Source organism: Zongyangia acetica (assembly GCF_038739695.1).
Classification (GTDB): Bacteria; Bacillota; Clostridia; order Oscillospirales; family Ruminococcaceae; genus Zongyangia; species Zongyangia gallinarum.
Genome location: NZ_JBBEWN010000017.1, coordinates 1 through 16,784 on the forward strand (window position 1 = coordinate 1; position 16,784 = coordinate 16,784).

Here is a 16,784-nt window from a genome sequence, read left to right on the forward strand (position 1 = left end):
CCCTTTTTTGTGGAAAACTCCGCGTTTTTCTCTGCTTTCCCGGTGCTTTCCCGGTCTCAGGCTTCCACCGAAAAACGAAAATGGGAGCGCTGCAGGTTTTCATTCTGCAACGCTCCCTTCTCATCGAAAGATCATGGCGGCGGCCAAAAGCCCCAGCACCGCCCACTGGAGCACTAGGTTGACCACGCTCTCCCACCGGCGGGCGGGCTTGTCCTTGAGCTCTTTGACGTCCGCTTTCACCTCGTTGAGGACCAGCAGGATATTCTGAAAGTCCTTCTGGATGCCGGCCGCCTCCAGGTTGAGGGCCTCAAACCTGCTGAAAAATTCCTTGTGGGTCTTTTGGTTGCGCTGGCTGTCCTCCTCCAGCGCCTTGATCCGGTCCTCCTGGGGGCAGGCTTCACAGTTCATGCCAGGCCCTCCTCTCCCTTTGCCACAAAGGCGGAGAAACTGTCCTTTTTGAGCTTCTCGCAGAGGTTGTCAGCATTGGCTTTTACCGAAAAGGCTCCCGTCTGCACCTTGTAGAGGCCGTCTACCTGCACCAGATAGGTGCTGTATCCCTTGGCTTCCAGCCGCTTCGCCATGGCCTGGGCGTTGGCTTTCTTGCTGAACGCCCCGCACTGCACCCGGTAGAGGGTATCATCCGGGTTCACGGCTTCCCCGCCGGAGCCTCCCAGCCTCTGGTTGACCTGCTCCGCGATGTAGGGAAACTTGCTCTCCAGATAAGGCCCAGGGCAGGCTGTAGCCGTAAACCACTTGTGCATGGTCAGATTGCCCTTTGTGTCCCCGGTGTAATTGAGCTTTGGGATGCCGTTTCTTTTGCAGATATCCGCGCAAAGCTCGATGAGCTTCTCTAAGGCGGTATCGCTGACATGCCAGTTTCCCCCGATCTGGTCGTTGGCTACCTCAATGGTGATGGCCCGATGGTCGTTGGCCCCGCTGGAGGAGCACCAGGAGCGGTCTTTTTCCTCCACATACATGCCCACCCTGCCGTCGCTGCCGATGCCATAGTTGGCGCTGGCCTGCCGGGAAGAGGATGCAAACAGGTTGCCGCAGGTTTCCACCGAAAGGTTTCCCGCCATGTGGTGGATGGTGATGGTATCGATCTTGTGATTTCGGGGGCTGTTTTTGTTGGGGCTGATCTTAACATAGTTCACTAGAGGGCTATTGCTCATTATCCGCGCCCTCCTTATTTTTCTTGAGGACCTCATCGGCCCGAATGGCGGCCTGGGTAAAGGAGTTATTCTTCCACCAGGCCCAGAGGGAGGAGGCCACCGTCAGCAGGGCGGTACAGCCCTGGTATACCTCCTCTTCTGAGAAGGGGAGGGGGTTGACCCCGAACATGGTCAGCACCTGGTTGAGAAGGGCAAAGGCTAACACAATCGTTCTCACTATGGTTTCCGCAGATATCTTTTTCATATGTATTCGCTCCTTTCTACGCGCCGGCCTCGATGACCACGCCGCCTGGGGCTCCCGCCCCGCCGCTATATCCGGAACCCCTGCTTCTAGCGCCACCTCCGGAAGCACCGCCTCCTAGTTGTGGATTGGACACATCCGTGCTGTAGGGGGCCGCCGCGCCGGTGGCCGCTCCGCTTGAGGCTGCCGAGGCCACATATTTCATCTCTGCCGTTGGCGTTCCTCCTGCCCCTCCCTGGGCGGAAAGGGGCGACTCATTGGATCCGCTGCTGTTAAGAGCGCCGTTGCCTCCCTGGCTTCCGTCGATGTTGGAAACGTTCCCTCCTGTAGCCGTTCCTCCGGAACCCCCAACTCCGGCGCTTAACGTGTTGGCGACGCCGCTCCCTCCATTGCCTCCGGCTGTTGCGGTAACAGTTTCCCCGCCGTATGACAGCTCTGTTTGAGTAGTATCCACTGTAATGGATACGCTATTCCCCGGGGTAAGGTAGAGCTGATGGACGGCGACGCCTCCGGTGCCGCCTCCGCCTCCCCCTACGGCACGGTTAATAAGCATAGAGCTTGTGCTATATCGTTGGTCGCCGCTTCCTCCATCTCCCCCCTGGCCAATGACATAGAAACGGTACCATCCTGCCGTATCGGGGCTCCAGCTGCCGGTGGAGGCCACCACCCCGTGGGCGGCCCAGGAAGTGGGCACTGGGGGAATACCGCCTTGGGCAAGCAGCGCCCTTCGGAAACTCATCCTCATTCCAGATCACCTACCATCCACCATTCGTTGGTGCCCATCTTTTTCAGGCTCACCGCTCCGTAGCGGCTGGCAATGCTCCTGGCGCTGTCCTTGCTGTAGAGGGTGACCCCAGAGGCCGGGGAGATGGTCACCTCTCCCGCCCCATATCTCACAATCTCGATCTCGGTGTCCACCGGGAGGGACGCTGTGGTATTGGAGGGGATGGTGATGGTGCAGGTGCCGGAAGACCTGGTGCACTTCACCAGCTTCCCGGCATAGGTAGAGCTGAGGGTCAACGCTGTTCCCGATGTGGTCATAATGTCCGCGCTTGTTTGGGCCGCTGTCACCTTGGTGGCGGTATCCAGGGAGGCCACGCCGCTGGACGCTCCCTTCTGGCTGGTAGGGATGGCGCTGACATTGGAGGCGGAGAGGGTGACGTTGCCGCTGGTATTGGGGGAAACATTACAAACCGACCGGACAACCGCCGTGGAGGCGATTCCGCTGTCCGTCAGATCGCCGGAAGCGTCCAGCCCCGCCAGATGGCCGGAGGCAGCACCGCTGACCTTGTCCGCCTTGCCGGAGATATCCACCAGATCGGCGGCGTCCTGGGCAATCTCCGCAATATCGGCTGGGGTAAAGTAGTCCACCCCTTTCTCCGGCGTTTCCCCTGCCGGGCCCTGGGGGCCTTGCGGGCCTTCGGAACCTTGCTCACCCTGGGGGCCCTGAGGGCCTTCGGGGCCTTGGGGACCTTCAGGGCCGGGATCACCTTTGGGGCCCTGCCCGGCGGCAATGACTACGTTGCCGGTTTCGTCCGGTTCTACCCCGTTGACCGAGATCACCAGGTCGGCGGCTGCTTTTCCGGAATCGGTCAGGTTGCCGGAAGCGTCCAGTCCCGCCAGGTGGCCGGAGGTGGCTCCGCCGACCTTATCCGCCTTGCCGGAGATATCCACCAGATCGGCGGCGTCCTGGGCCACCTCTGCGATTTCGGCCTCGGTAAAGTAGTCCACCCCTTTGACCGGGGTGTGGCCGTCCTGGCCATCTTCTCCCGGCTCTCCTTGGGGACCAGCTGGACCTTGTTCCCCTTGGGGACCCTGTTCTCCCTGCGGGCCTTGGGGGCCTTCTGGGCCGGGATCGCCTTTGGGGCCCTGCCCGGCGGCAATGACTACGTTGCCGGTTTCGTCCGGTTCTACCCCGTTGACCGAGGTCACCAGGTCGGCGGCAGCTTTTCCGGAATCGGTCAGGTTGCCGGAAGCGTCCAGTCCCGCCAGATGGCCGGAGGTAGCGCCGCTGACCTTATCCGCCTTGCCGGAGATATCCACTAATTCAGCGGCGTCCTGGGCCACCTGCTGGATTTCGGCCTCGGTGAAGTAATCCACCCCTTTGACCGGGGTGTGGCCGTCCTGGCCATCCTCTCCCGGCTCTCCCTGGGGGCCCTGTTCGCCCTGAGGACCTTGCTCACCCTGGGGGCCCTGAGGACCTTCGGGACCAGCCGGGCCTTGGGGGCCTGTCGCTCCTGTTTCTCCCGGCGGTCCTTGTTCTCCCTGGGGGCCTTGAGGGCCGGGATCGCCTTTGGGGCCCTGCCCGGCGGCAATGACTACGTTGCCGGTTTCGTCCGGTTCTACCCCGTTGACCGAGATCACCAGGTCGGCGGCTGCTTTTCCGGAATCGGTCAGGTTGCCGGAAGCATCCAGCCCCGCCAGGTGGCCGGAGGCAGCGCCGCCGACCTTATCCGCCTTGCCGGAGATATCCACCAGATCGGCGGCGTCCTGGGCCACCTCCGCGATTTCGGCCTCGGTGAAGTAATCCACCCCTTTGACCGGGGTGTGGCCGTCCTGGCCGTCCTCTCCCGGCTCTCCTTGGGGGCCCTGTTCGCCCTGGGGACCTTGCTCACCCTGGGGGCCTTCGGGACCTTGGGGGCCGGGAGGGCCTTGGGTTCCACCGCCGCCGCTGCCTCCGGTGGAAAACTTCATCCATGTATCGGTGTCGGTCAGGGGAACCCCTTGGGCGTCCTTTCTGGCCAGATAGGACTGGTTGCTCTGGGGGTCATAAATCATATCCAGCCGCTCGTAGGACGCCTGGGCGTCATAATCTCCCCGGGGCGTCAGGGAAACCTTTCCTAAATCTTTCATCCCTTCATTCCTCCTCATCCAAATCGAGATCCAGCATCAGCCGGCCGGTGGTTTCGTCCACCTGAAAATCCGCCCTGTCAAAATCTGCCTCGGCCAGGACACCGCTGGAAACATAGGCCCCAAGCTCCCCATCCCACAGCTGCCAGCATCCGTCCTCACCGATGACCGGGCCGTGGGAGGCGGCCTGCTCCGACTTCTGGGCCCACTGCTGGGCCGCGGTGCTGGCGGCGCTGGCCTGGGCCGCGGCGGCCAGGGCCTGGGAGAGGATCTTGTCCAAAACTGTGGGGGCCTCTAGGTTCACAGGCCCAGCGTCCAGGGATTCCACAATCTCCACCTGGCCCGGCTGGCTTTCCCACTGGAAATCCTCCCCCTTGATGGAGATTTGCAGCCGCAGTATCCCCGCATAGGAGGTCTGGGGAGGAGCCAAGGTCCACACGCAGTGGATCTCCCCGTCGGTCACGGTGGGATTTGCCAGGTGCAGGTCGTCCCGGCCGCCGGAGGAGATGGTCTTGAGGAAGATTTCGTAGCCGGACAGATCCACGCCGCCGTAATAACGGGGGAGGCGGATGAGCACCGACTGGGAGTTCTCGTCGTTTCGCACCGCGATCTTCTGATAAACCGAGGGGATCTGGAGCCGGCGCTCCACCACCGTGATGGAGGGGCGCTTTTCCGCCTCCAAAGGCTCTAGGGGGATGATCTGCCCATCTTCCCCGGCAATGCCCTCCCCAATCTGGAGGGAGACCACCTCGCTGTGCCACAGCCTGGCGTCCAAGCCGCTGACAACAAGCTGCACCCGGAGAAGCCCCGGCACACAGGTGGTCTCATTGCTCACCTGCCAAAGGAGTACCGTGCCGCCGGCCCCCGCTTCCTTCTGTAGAGGCACCATCCCCTGAAAGCCGTCGGCCCGGCAGAAGCTGAGGCAGGCGATCCCCTGGGACAGGGGCAGGGGCTCTTCCCCCTTTTCCAGGATAAATTCCACCCTTTCCACCCCGCTGTCGTTTTGCATCCCCAGAGGGGCGCCGTCATGGAGCAGGGAGCGGCCTTTGACCCATATTTTCATCATTCCACCGCCTTTATTTTTTCTTCGGGTATTTTTCCCTACATCCATCCTCCCTTTTGGTTTGCCGGTTGCAGGGGCCTGTGCAACATGGCCTTGCCTTGCTGGACAAAAGCTGTTTGGCCCTGAATCCGGCCTCCTTTTCCCACAGCAAACGCCCGGAGGCGGGTTTCTGCCTCCGGGCGTGATATCATGGCTTTTTATTTTTTCTCCAGCTCCCGGATCCGGCGCTCCAGCAGGGCGTTTGCCTGGATCAGCCGTTTGATCCGGTCGTTTAATTTCGAGACGATGGCGGTGATGGACATGAGGATCGTCATGGTGAAGAAAAGCCCCAGGGCAAAGATGGTGTTCATGGGCTCCGCCACCCCCAGCAGCCGGGCCGCCCAGTTGATGAGGGTGGGGAAGAGGATGAACACCAGCATGAGGACGCCGGAAAAGATCCAGAGCAGGGAGTATTTCAGGTTGAGGGATTTTCTTTTGAGGAACAGGAGGATCAGGTAGAAATAGAGGAGCAGGCCGCAGAAGAGGAAGAAACGGAGCACCATATTCATCTTTTTTTCTCCTTCCGGAAGGTCAGCCGGTACAGGGCGATGGCCAGGGAGACTTTCAGCATATAATACACCGTTTTCCACCTTTTGATGGAGGATTCCCCGCCGGCCCGCTCCCGCATGACCACCGGCACCTCCTTCACCCGGCCGCCGAACATGGCCGCGGCGATAATGGCCTCCGGCTCAGGGTAGTCCTGGGCGTAATCCCGGGCGTAAATCTCCATAAAGCGGCGGTTCACCGCCCGAAAGCCGCTGGTCACATCCCTGACCCGGATGCCGCTGCACAGCCGGATGAGACCGCTGAGAAAGCGGATGCCAAACCGCCGCAGCCCGGAGGACTGAAATCCCTCCCCTGTGAGGAACCGGGAGCCGATGACCACCTCCGCCTCCCCCTGCTGGATGGGGGCGATGAGCTTTTCCAGATAGGCTGGGTCATGCTGGCCGTCCCCGTCCATCTGAACGGCGATGTCATAGCCCCCGTCCAGGGCGTAGAGATAGCCGGTCTGGACCCCGCCTCCAATGCCCAGGTTTAAGGGCAGGCTGACAAAGGACAGCCCCCGCTCCATACACACCTGCTGGGTGGCGTCCCGGGAGCAGTCGTTGACCACCAGGCAGTCGGCCTGCGGCGCCGCCGCCTTGATTTCACCGACCACCTGGGCGATATGTTCCGCCTCATTGTAGGCGGGGATGATGATGAGGGTTTTCATCCTTTGCCTCCTTTGCACATGTACTTTTTGAGGATGGGCCCGGGGGAGAAGAGAAAATCCAGGTGCTTATTTTTCCCCGCCAGGGCCCGCGCTCCCATGGGGAGCAAAATGCCGGCGGCCGTCCCCAGCGGGACGCCAAGCCAGGGGATCCCCCAGCCGGCCAGACCAAGAAGGACCCATACCCCCTCATAGCAGAAGCCGTGGAGGAGATAGACGGCCAGGGTATCCCGCCCCATCCGGGCCAGGAACTTCCACCTGGTCAGAAGCTTCCGCCGCCGGAACAGCCACAGGCAGGCATAGGCCCCGGGGACGCCGAGCAGGGCTTTGAGATATAAGTCTGTAATGAGGGCCCCATCCCGCTCAAAAAAGCTGACCGCCGCCCCCGCCAGAAAGAGGGAGGCGGCTAAAACCACCGGCAGGGGGCCGCCCTCCAGGGCCTTGGGATGGCGCTCCAGCAGGGCGCCGCCATAAAAGCAGAAGCCGTAAAAGAGAAAGACGCCCGCCCCGTTATGCCAAATCCCCGCCAGCAGGCTGGAAAAGAGCAATAGCCCCGCCACCGCTCCCTCCCGACGGAGAAGGGCGTCTAACAGGGGGAGGAGCGCCGACAGGGCCATGAGCACCGGCAAAAACCAGTAGGCGGCTACCCCCTCCATCCCGGCGGAAAGCAGCCGCTGGCCCAGGCTGCCCTGGGTCTGCCGGGTGAAGGAAAGGATGCCTTGGACAAGGCCGAACACCGCCCCGGGGATGCCCAGGGCCAGCGCCCGGGAAAGAATGTAGCCGCCCATCCCCTGGGGGCTTTGGCGGAACCTTTCCCCCCGGGGGCCGTAAAGATAGCCGCTGGCGGCGAAGAACAGGGGCATGTGAAAGCAGTAGATCAGATAAAGGGCGCCGCCCCATAGGGTTTCGCCCGGCCCGGCCATGGTGTGGATACAGTGGCCCAGCACCACCAGCAGGATGGCAAAGCCCTTGAGGCAGTCCAGCCACAAAATCCGCTCTTTCATCGTCCTTTTCCTCCCAGCATCTTCCCATAGATGTTTTCCACCGCCGCCACCATGGCCTGGGGAGAAAACTCCTTGGCCGGAATCTGCCGAAACTGGGCTTTGCCGGAGATCACCTGCCACAGTTTTTCACAGAGATCCCCGCTGTCCCGGTTGCGGAAGGGAAGGCATCGGCCATAGGCCACCTCGGGCAGGGAGCCTCCGTCGCTGTGGATGAGGGGGGCCCCCAGGGCGCAGGCCTCCACCGCCGAATATCCAAATCCTTCGGTGATGGAGGGGACCACCACCGCCAAGGCCTGGGGGATCATGGCGGAAAGCCTCTCCCGCTCCACCGGGTCCCGGACGATGACCTTCCCCTCTAGTCCATATTCTTTGACAAGGGAGAGGAATTTATCCTTCTGGGCCTTTGGGTCGTTTGCCAGGATAAAGCAAAACCGCGTGTCCCCAAAGGCCGCCTCCCCATATCTCTCCAAAAGGAGCCGGATGGCCTTGAGATAGACAAAAATCCCTTTGGGCTGTCCCGGCCGGCCGTAATAGAGAAAGGCCCGGGTTTTTTGGGGGAGGCCAAAGTATTCCCCCAGCTCCCCGCCTTTTCCGAGGGAGGGCGGGGCTTTTTGAGCCGCGGCCATGGGATAGACGCATCCAACCCGCTCTGTGATCCCCAGCTTTTCCATATCCGCCTGGGTGGCCAGGGAGTCGGCTATCCAGAAGTCATAGTCCCGGGTGATGACGTATTTCTCAAAGGCCCGGAAGGCCGCCGCCTTCAGGGGATTTTCCTCAATCCATCCCCACCTTTCCCCCAAAGCCTCGTGGACGGTGAGGACAATGGGGCGGCCCTGCCGCCGGGCCTGGCGCCGGGCGGGGGGCGCCGGGGTAAAGGTGGTGGTATGGACGACGTCGCACCAGCGGATATGTTCCGCCAGGTCCCGGCCCCGGACCAGGGGATGGCCAAAGAGGATGGGCCAGGGGTAGTAGAAGATCTCGTAGCCGTCCATCTCCCGGCGGCCCCGGGCTCCCGGCTCCTCACAGCAGATAACCCGCACCTCATGGCCCCTCCGGGCAAGGCTGTGGGCCAAATCCATAAACAGTTTTTCCACCCCGCCCACATGGGGGTAAAAGTGGCCCACCACCATACATATTTTCACCCTTGTTTTCCCCTTTCCTTGTGATATTTCCAGCCCAGGAAGAAAAGCATCAAAAGCGCCAGGAGCAGCATCACCGTCCCATAGGAGAGCACCGCTCCCATCATCCCGGCGGCGGAAACCCAAGCGCCGGGCAGAAGCAGCGCCGCCGCAAAGGCCGCTCCCGCGCTGGCAAAGATACTGCCCTGACACCGGAGCACCGTCAGCACATAGTAGAGAAGGTTGGCCGTCCCATGGAGGCCGCCGCCCACCAGGATGAGGAGCAGATGGGTACGGTAGGGGGAAAGCTCCACCCCGTAGATCCCTTCCAGCACCGGGATCCCCGCTGCAAAGGCGGCGGCCAGGGTCGCTGCCGTCGTCCCGACGGTGAACAGAAGCAGCCGGGTCACCGCCCCTCGAAACTTCTTTCTCCGCCCCGCCTGCCAATCCTCCGCCAGGTCGGTGATGATGGGCTTGAAAATAAAGGTGGAAAAGAGATAGATCACCTGGGCGGGCATGGAGATGATGTTATAGTAGGTCTGGTACTGCTCCGGCAGCAGCCGGTCGATGGCGTATTTAGGCGCGTTGACCAGATAGGCCAGGATAAACAGGGAGAAAAACAGCGGGGCGCATCGGGCAAAGAGCTGCCCCACCGGCCGGAGTTTCCCCGTCAGGGCCAATCTGGCATACCGCCGGCAGGGGAGAAGGCCAAAGGCCACAAGCCCCGCTGCCGCCCCGGCCACCGCCAGGATACAGGCGAAGGTGAGCTTTTCCGTCAGCCACAGGGCCGCCACAAACAGGGTAGTGGAAAGGAGGGTGCGCAGGCATAAAGATTTTCCCGCCAAATCCATCCGCCCCTTCTGTTGGAGGCGGCCCTCCAGCACATCGGCCAGGGCGTCGATCATTTTAAAAACGCACAGGAGGACAGCCACCGCCGCCTTTTCCCCCCGGTAGCCGCTGAGAAAGGCCCAGGAGGCCCCGGCCCCTACCATAAGGGCGCAGGTCAGAAGGCGGTGGGTCAGGTACTGGGGAAAGGTAAACTCCTCCTCCATATCCGACGCCTGGTAGGCCCTGACCCCAAAGGCGCCCAGGGTCATGAGCATCTGGGCCGTCACAAAGGCAATGGAGAATACTCCCCCTTCCTCAGCGCCGCAGATCCGGGTCACCGCCGCCAATAGGACCACTGTTGCGCCGGCATTTACGGTGCACCCCGCCATATTCCAGAAAAAAGCGCCTCTTTTTTTCATTTCACCACCTCCGTTAAGCGGGCAGTGCCCGCTGCCACCACCTACCGGTGGCGGACATCGCGTTGCGGTGTCAATCGAAACAAAAACGCGTGCGACGCGACAATGTCACCGCTAAAAACAAAGGCACATGGGCGGTTTCGGCGGAAGCCGACGATTTTTTCGAACTGAGCGGGGGCCGGCTACCGCCGGAGGATATCGCGTTGCGGTATCAATCGAGACCTATTTGCGTGCGCCGCGACAGTGTCACAAATAAAACCAAGGGCGCAGCTTGCTCGCCGCTAGGCGCGCCCCTTCCAGGGGGATATCCAAGGGGCGCACCCCTTGGATCACTTTTGCATCCTTTTCTCTCAAGAAAAGGATGGCGGGCAGTGCCCGCTGCCAAGCCGCGTTGTGGTTTCAATCGCAACAAGGTTGCGGGCATCGCGTACAGTGTCTCAAACAAGACCAAGGGCGCGTCATCCCGCCCCGATAGGGGCCCACCTGCCGGTGGGGGACATCACGCTGGCGGGCAGTGGTCGCTGCCAAATCGCGCTTATATGTCAATCGAAACAAAAACGCGTGCAACGCGGCAATGTCACCGCTAAAAACAAAGGCACATGGGCGGTTTCGGCGGAAGCCGACGATTTTTTCGAATTGAGCGGGGGACTTCCTCAGGCTTCGCCCCCGCGAATCGAGAAAAAATCGCCGCCCATACCGTTGGAAAAGCAACGCGCCCCATCAGGGGGATATCCAAGGGGCGCTCCCCTTGGATCACTTTTGCATCCTTTTCTTGAGAGAAAAGGATGTGCCCGCCCCGGCATGAGGGGCCGCCATCCACCTGCCGGTGGGGGATATCGTGCTGGCGGGCAGTGCCCGCATCCAGGTCGCGCCCCTCCCGGGGCGGATATCGCGCTTATGTGTCAATCGCAACATGGTTGCGGGCATCGCGGACAGTGGTTTTAGCTAAGCCGTGGGCGCGTCTAGCTGCCCGCTAGGGCCGCCGCCAGGCGCGCGCCGCCTTCTCATAGAGCCCGGCTTTTTTGAGCAGGGGAGCCGCCACCTTTTTTACCAACCGCTGGGGCAGGGAGAGGCGGCTGTATTTTTGCAGGACAAAGTCAAAGCCCTCCCGGCGGTATTCTTCCCAGAACTGGTCGGTTCGGGGCGGCCGGGCGGTGGGCCGCGCCAGGTTGGGCTGAAAAAACTCCTTCGCCCCCGCCCTCTCCAGGGAGAGGACAGGGGCCAGTTCCTTAAGCAGCTTTTCCCCCTTGGGAGTATTGACCAGTACCAGAGAGGCCCCCTGGCCCTGGTCCATCCGGGGATGGGTATGCTCGGCGCCCCAAAAGTCCGCCATGGTCAGATCCCCGGCCCGGTGGAGGCTGGCGCACTGGCACCGGTAACAGCCGGGGGCCAGACAAACCCCTGCCCAGAAAAGCCGGTAGAAGGGATTATCCTCCCAGCTCTCCTCCAAAATCCGGTCCCCCGCCCGGATTTTCATCCGGGTCCGGTTCCAGCCCCGGTCCTTGTTGCGAAACTCCACATCCTCTAATGGGCCGTACCGCCCTTTCAGCCGGGCCAGGTAATCCTCCCACAGCCGGGAGCTGGGGGTGCCGTGGCAGATAAAGTCGCAGAGGATGAGGCCGTCGGCGGGAACACGCCGGGCCGTCAGGAAATGGCGCAGTCCCCGGACCTGGCAGGGGGTGCCGGTGAAGAGGACGGGACGGCCCTGCTCCAAATCCTCCCGCACCCCCAAAAAGGCGTCTCCCACCCGGCTTTGGACATATTTGGAGCCCCGCATCCCATCCCGCTGCTCCGCCGTGGTCCCCCGGATATGGGCGACGGAAAAATCCCCGGCAAAGGCGGCGCCGTAGATCACACCGCCCTGGGCCAGCAGATGGTCGGACACCGCGGTAAAAAATCCGCCGGAGGAACTGTCCTTCACCACCTGGGGATTTTTGTGCTTTGCCGCGTAAAATCGTGGGAAGCCCTCCTGTCTTGGGGGCAGGGAAATGGAGCCTTTTTCGTGGATGTACTGACAGACCCGGCGGCACATGCCGCACTGGATGCATTTTTCCGGGTCAATGGATGGATACCAAAAACCCTGCCCATCCCGGAACATGGTGATGGCCGAGGTAGGGCAGACGCTTTTGCAGGCGGTGCAGCCGCAGCAGTCCTCTTTTTTCTCCCAGAGTTTCATGAGTTTTCTCCTCCTTGGGTGAGCCCCGCGATTTTTTTCAGATACCGGAGGGATGCTTCCCGCTCCCTTTCCAGCCTCCTTTCCACCCCGCTGTAGTCGATTTCCCGGGAAAAGCTGTCCAGCTGTCCCGGGGAGAGGATCCGCCCCTCCAGGCCCAGGGTGGAAAGCAGGTGGCCGATCCGGCCGCTGGTCTTTTGGATCGATCCTCCCGTCTCGGTGAAAAACCGCTTGTGAAACAGGATGGAAAACACCGTGCCGTGAAAGGAATCGGTGACGACAAACTCCGCGTCCCGGATCAGCCCCAGCCACTGGGCCGGGCCGGCGTCCATCCGCCACCTGGCCCGGAGGGGCCTGCCCAGAGGCAGGGAGACCACCTGGATGGGATATCCCGTTTTCTCCCCCAGCTGCCGGGCAAAATCCAGCATGGCGCTGGAAAAGCCCAGCTGATAGACCAGGATATAGGGGGTTCGGCCCGCCGGCTCCCCTGCCGCCAGGGCCTCCCACGCCTCGCCCGGCAGAAGGAGGGTGGGGTCCAGGGTGACCTGGGCCCGCCGTCCCAGAAGCTGTCCGATGATCTTGGCTCCTGATTCCTCCCGCACCGACAGGTTCTGAAATTTTTGCAGGTGCCGGCGGTAAAATTCCTCCTGGCCCGGGGGAAGGTGGGAAAAACCGAAGCTGGCCGAAAAGCTGAGCCTTGCCACGTCCGGCGGGACAAAGTCCAAGAGATAGGTGGGATCCCCTCCGTTGACCTGGCAGTTCCACACCTGGTCGCTGCCGGTGAGGAAGGCGTCGTATTCCCGGCCCAGCTGGGGCAGTTCCCGGCGGGTCACCGAGGGGCTGAGGGGCATGGTTTCTACAAAGGAGGAAAATTTTCCCCGGCGGGGCAGCCGGGCCAGATGCCCCGCCACCCCCAAAAGATAGCCGCCCGCCCCTTTGGCGGCGATCTGATCCAGGGCGTAGGGCCGGGCCAGGGCGGGGCAGCGGTAGTTGATCAGCTCCGCCTGGGCCCCGGCCTCCCTGAGCAGCTGGGTGAGAGCCCAGGCCTGCAGGGCCGCCCCGTAGTTGGAAGCGAAAAAATAGGTCAAAATTCCGATTTTCATTGGGTATCCTCCTGGCCCGCCATGGGCTCCCATCCGCCGGACTCCTCCTCCGGGGCGTAATCGGTCTCGGCCTCCAGGATCCGGAAGGAGAGGGAGCGGGTGTCCAGCGAGCCCTCTAATTCCTCGGCGGGGACAAAGGTGTGCTCCGGCAGGAAGGTCACCCGAAAGTCCTGGTCGGGGGAGGTGCGGGTCAGGGTCAGGGAATAGGTTTCCTCCTGGCCGGTGACCACAATCTCCTGCTCCCGGCCGGCGCCGTCCACGCAGGAGACGGAGAGCCGGTCAAAATGCATGGTGTCGGCCTGAAAGGTCAGCACCATCTCCCTAGCGTCGGTGGGCATCCAGATCTCCAGAGACGCCTCTTCCCCCACCCAGCGGTCCTCGTAGATATCCTTTTCTTGGATTTTGCCCCGCAGCCGTTTAGGCGCTCCGTTTTCTTTGTAGACATATCCGCTTTCATTGCGCAGCGCCAGGTCATAGCCGGAGATGTCCAGCTCCTCCTTGCTGACGATATAATCCCACTCGCTGACCCGGACGGTGGTAAAGGTGTCGTTGAGCCCCTGCAGCTGTGTCAGCTCCGGAGCCAGGTTTCCCTTTTCATCTACCCCCAGGTTGGCGGAGGTGCAGAAGTAGTAGGGAAGCTGCAGCCAGCACTCCTCCAGGGCCAAGCCCACCTTGCCGGGAGCCACCAGCAGGATATTTTCGTTGCCCGGGGTGACCTCCCCCATGAGATAGTCGTTGATCTGCCGGGCCGCCGCGTCCCGGGAGGCGAATTTCTCCCGGTATCCCGCCATGGTGGCGTACTGGAAAGCGCTTCCTATGAGGCCGTTGGCCACAAGGGCCAGACAGACCCACAGGTACAGCGCCTTGGCCTTTTTCACAAAGAGGAGGTAGCATCCCAGGATGGTGGCGATGACCGCCGCCGCCCGGATGATCTCCACCCCGCCGGCCTGGGCCAGCTTCAGGAGCAGTTCCAGGCTGGGGCAGTCGGTTCCGGCGCCGATGGGCAGCAGGAAACAGAAGGTCATCAGGGCCATAAAGACGCCGCCCAGGGCAAAAAAACGGGCGGGCGGCCGCCTGTCCCCCAGCCGGGGATACAGGGCGAAAAACAGGGCCAAAAAGGGCGCCGTCATATACCAAAGGTACCGGAAATGGAGCCGGATGCCCTGGGACTCGCTTTCATTGAGGGCCACGGTAAAGCAGAGCATCCCCACCGTGGCCAGGATGGCTCCTGCCGTCAGGATGAGCAGCTTCTTTTCCTGGGGGAGCAGCCGGCGCCACATCGCCCAGGGGAGCAGCACCACAAAAATGCCCATCAGCAGGATGATCCCCGCCAGGTAGTAGAGGGCCATGACAAAGGCCTGCAGATAGACAGAAAGGTCCGAGAGGTTTTGAAAGAGGAGGGAGAGGGCGCCCGCACTGCTGGTGGCCCCCCGGGACTGGTTGAGCAGGAAATAAATCCGGTTATAACTGAGCCAAAAAGCTATAAAGGAGCCCAAATAGGCCACGGCATTCATGAGATTCTGCCGGCGGTGTTCCCGCTCCGTCACCAGGACATAGACAAAGTAACAGGCCATCCCCGCCACCATCCCAAGCCCCATCTGCTTGCAGGAGGTCACCAGAAGGGTATAAGCGGAAAGGCCCACCATCTTGGGCACTGTAGGCGGCTTCTCCCCTGTGACAAGCAGGGTGAACAGGCAGAAAAAGCCCATGAGCAGGGGAAAGTACAAGCTTTCCTGGAAGATGCGCATGGAGACGGACAGCTCCGCCAGGCAGGAGATGACGGCGCAGAGGAAAAACGCCTTTTTCCGCTCCCCGATGATCCGGCGGGCCATGATGTAGATGGGGAAAACGGCGGCGGAAATCAGGATGCAGTTGGCCACCAATGCCGCCGTGTAGGCCGCCTGTCCGTCGGAAAACAGCAGGTTGCACAGGGCGATGACCACCGAGTAGAGCACCTCGGAATAGCTGAGGTTTAACCCCCGCAGGGCGATCTTCCCCGTCTGGGCCAGGGACTGGCCGGTCTTCCAGTGGAGCAGCTCGTCATAAAAGATGCTCCGCTCCCCAAAGCTGAGGGCGCAGACCGTCCGGAGCAGGGCCGACGCTACAAACAGCAGCACCAGGGCCAGGGTCACCCTTGTTTTCTCCTCACCGAGTTTTTCCTTCCATCCCGTCAATGAAATTCCTCCCTTCCCCTTTTTGGATGTAAAAGAGATCTTCGATTTCCTCCGCCGCCTTCCGGCAAAGAGGAGGCCGGTAGTCTTTCTGGGTGTCCCGGAGTTTTCCGGCGATCCGGCCGATGAGCCGCCGGGACGGGGCCAGAAACTGGATTTCCTCCCAAAGGCGCCGGGCGGCCGCCTGGTTTTCCTCCCGGCAACCCGGTATCATCAGCGTTATGGGGCCGCTGTAGGCCATTCGGAGGGCCCCCTCCGCCGGGGCGGAAAGGGCGATGGCGCCCAAAGCCCGGTCCTGGATCCCCTCCAGAAGGCTGTAGGCGGCGGGATCGGCCTGATCGCCATGCCGCCGGTGGTTTTTCCGCCGCCGGAAATCTCGGAGGGCCCGCTCCCCGTAAAGGCGGCGGAAGAGGGCTGTCCCATCTTTTCCCCGGGCTTCGCTGTATCCCCCAAAGAACCGGCGGAGGCTGGCGTCCTCCATGACCATCACCCCCGGATAAGCTCCGGCCAGGTTATAGACAGAGCCGTAGCGGTCCCAGTCATCCCCCAGGCGATAGAGGAGAAGGTCATAGCCGGAAAGGGAGGCCGGGTCCGTCTCCCCCGTTGGAAGGGGGAGGCATTCCACCCGGCCCAGAGCGGAAAAGGCCGCTTTTACTGTGTCCTCCCGGCCTTCCGGCGCAAAGTATCCTATCTTCATCATCTTCCTCCTCCCCTCCCGGGGCGGCGCTGTGGTTTCAATCGAGACCTATTTGCGTGCGCCGCGGACAGTGTCACAAACAAAACTCAGGGCGCGTCCTGCCCGCCGCTAGGCGCGGGCAGTGCCCGCTGCCAAGCCGCGCTGTAGTGCCATTCGCAACAAAAACGCGTGTGTCGCGGACGGTGGTTTTAATTATGCCGCGGGCGCGATTTGCTGCCCGCTAGGGCCGCGTCCTGCTCGCCGCTAGGCGCGGGGGATATCCAAGGGGGAGAGGCGGCCATGGGGCGACTGAGGCGTATTCCCAGGAGAGCTGTGTTGGAGGAAAGGACATAACTATCAAGAAAAGGCTATGCGGCAGCCAGCCGCCGCCCCCTTGGATCACTTTTGCATCCTTTTCTTGAGAGAAAAGGATGTGCCCGCCCCGGCATGAGGGGCTGCTACCACCTACCAGTGGAGGATACCGCGTTGTGGTGTCGTTCGCAACAAAAACGCGTGTGTCGCGGACGGTGGTTTTAATTATGCCGCGGGCGGCGAGTCGCCGCAGCCAAGCCGCGCTGTGGCATCATTCGCAACAAAATCGCGGGTGCCGCGGACGGTGTTGCAAACGAGACTTAAGGCGCGTCTTGCTCTCCGCAGGAGCGCCACCTGCCGGTGGGGGATATCGCACTGTGGCGCAATGGGTAACTTAGTCGCGGGTGC

General features: G+C 61.9%; 15 protein-coding genes. All 15 read right to left on the reverse strand.

Going from position 1 to position 16,784, the window contains the following annotated elements; translation table 11 throughout:
• Positions 1-120: 120 nt before the first annotated feature.
• Positions 121-408: a hypothetical protein gene (locus WGC32_RS13085; protein WP_191510465.1), complete on the reverse strand. Its 288-nt coding sequence runs from the start codon at positions 406-408 to the stop codon at positions 121-123.
• A complete protein-coding gene (locus WGC32_RS13090) occupies positions 405-1,172 on the reverse strand; it encodes an N-acetylmuramoyl-L-alanine amidase (protein ID WP_342682517.1) in 768 nt (255 codons plus the stop codon). Before WGC32_RS13090 ends, WGC32_RS13085 begins: the two co-directional genes overlap by 4 nt.
• Entirely contained in the window at positions 1,162-1,416 is a 255-nt protein-coding gene (locus WGC32_RS13095) for a phage holin (RefSeq protein WP_342682518.1), read from the reverse strand. The genes WGC32_RS13090 and WGC32_RS13095 overlap by 11 nt, the downstream gene beginning before the upstream one ends.
• A gap of 16 nt (positions 1,417-1,432) precedes the next feature.
• Positions 1,433-2,158: a hypothetical protein gene (locus tag WGC32_RS13100; protein ID WP_342682519.1), complete on the reverse strand. Its 726-nt coding sequence runs from the start codon at positions 2,156-2,158 to the stop codon at positions 1,433-1,435.
• Positions 2,155-4,266, reverse strand: a complete 2,112-nt coding sequence (locus WGC32_RS13105; protein WP_342682520.1) for a hypothetical protein — start codon at positions 4,264-4,266, stop codon at positions 2,155-2,157. The genes WGC32_RS13100 and WGC32_RS13105 overlap by 4 nt, the downstream gene beginning before the upstream one ends.
• Before the next feature lie 4 nt (positions 4,267-4,270).
• Positions 4,271-5,326: a hypothetical protein gene (locus WGC32_RS13110; protein ID WP_342682522.1), complete on the reverse strand. Its 1,056-nt coding sequence runs from the start codon at positions 5,324-5,326 to the stop codon at positions 4,271-4,273.
• A gap of 197 nt (positions 5,327-5,523) precedes the next feature.
• Positions 5,524-5,874, reverse strand: a complete 351-nt coding sequence (locus WGC32_RS13115) for a DUF2304 family protein (protein ID WP_191483333.1) — start codon at positions 5,872-5,874, stop codon at positions 5,524-5,526.
• A complete protein-coding gene (locus WGC32_RS13120; RefSeq protein WP_191510714.1) occupies positions 5,871-6,578 on the reverse strand; it encodes a glycosyltransferase in 708 nt (235 codons plus the stop codon). Before WGC32_RS13120 ends, WGC32_RS13115 begins: the two co-directional genes overlap by 4 nt.
• Positions 6,575-7,579, reverse strand: a complete 1,005-nt coding sequence (locus WGC32_RS13125) for an acyltransferase family protein (protein ID WP_342682523.1) — start codon at positions 7,577-7,579, stop codon at positions 6,575-6,577. Before WGC32_RS13125 ends, WGC32_RS13120 begins: the two co-directional genes overlap by 4 nt.
• Positions 7,576-8,721 (reverse strand): glycosyltransferase family 4 protein, encoded by a 1,146-nt coding sequence (locus tag WGC32_RS13130; RefSeq protein ID WP_342682524.1) that lies wholly within the window; start codon positions 8,719-8,721, stop codon positions 7,576-7,578. Before WGC32_RS13130 ends, WGC32_RS13125 begins: the two co-directional genes overlap by 4 nt.
• Positions 8,718-9,944, reverse strand: coding sequence for a lipopolysaccharide biosynthesis protein (locus tag WGC32_RS13135; RefSeq protein ID WP_342682526.1), 1,227 nt, complete (start codon positions 9,942-9,944; stop codon positions 8,718-8,720). Before WGC32_RS13135 ends, WGC32_RS13130 begins: the two co-directional genes overlap by 4 nt.
• A 970-nt stretch (positions 9,945-10,914) precedes the next feature.
• Entirely contained in the window at positions 10,915-12,117 is a 1,203-nt protein-coding gene (locus WGC32_RS13140) for a Coenzyme F420 hydrogenase/dehydrogenase, beta subunit C-terminal domain (RefSeq protein ID WP_342682527.1), read from the reverse strand.
• Positions 12,114-13,217, reverse strand: a complete 1,104-nt coding sequence (locus WGC32_RS13145; RefSeq protein ID WP_342682529.1) for a polysaccharide pyruvyl transferase family protein — start codon at positions 13,215-13,217, stop codon at positions 12,114-12,116. The genes WGC32_RS13140 and WGC32_RS13145 overlap by 4 nt, the downstream gene beginning before the upstream one ends.
• On the reverse strand, positions 13,214-15,391 hold the full coding sequence (locus tag WGC32_RS13150) for a hypothetical protein (protein WP_342682531.1): 2,178 nt from the start codon (positions 15,389-15,391) through the stop codon (positions 13,214-13,216). The genes WGC32_RS13145 and WGC32_RS13150 overlap by 4 nt, the downstream gene beginning before the upstream one ends.
• Entirely contained in the window at positions 15,363-16,088 is a 726-nt protein-coding gene (locus tag WGC32_RS13155; protein WP_342682532.1) for a hypothetical protein, read from the reverse strand. The genes WGC32_RS13150 and WGC32_RS13155 overlap by 29 nt, the downstream gene beginning before the upstream one ends.
• Between the last annotated feature and the right edge of the window lie 696 nt (positions 16,089-16,784).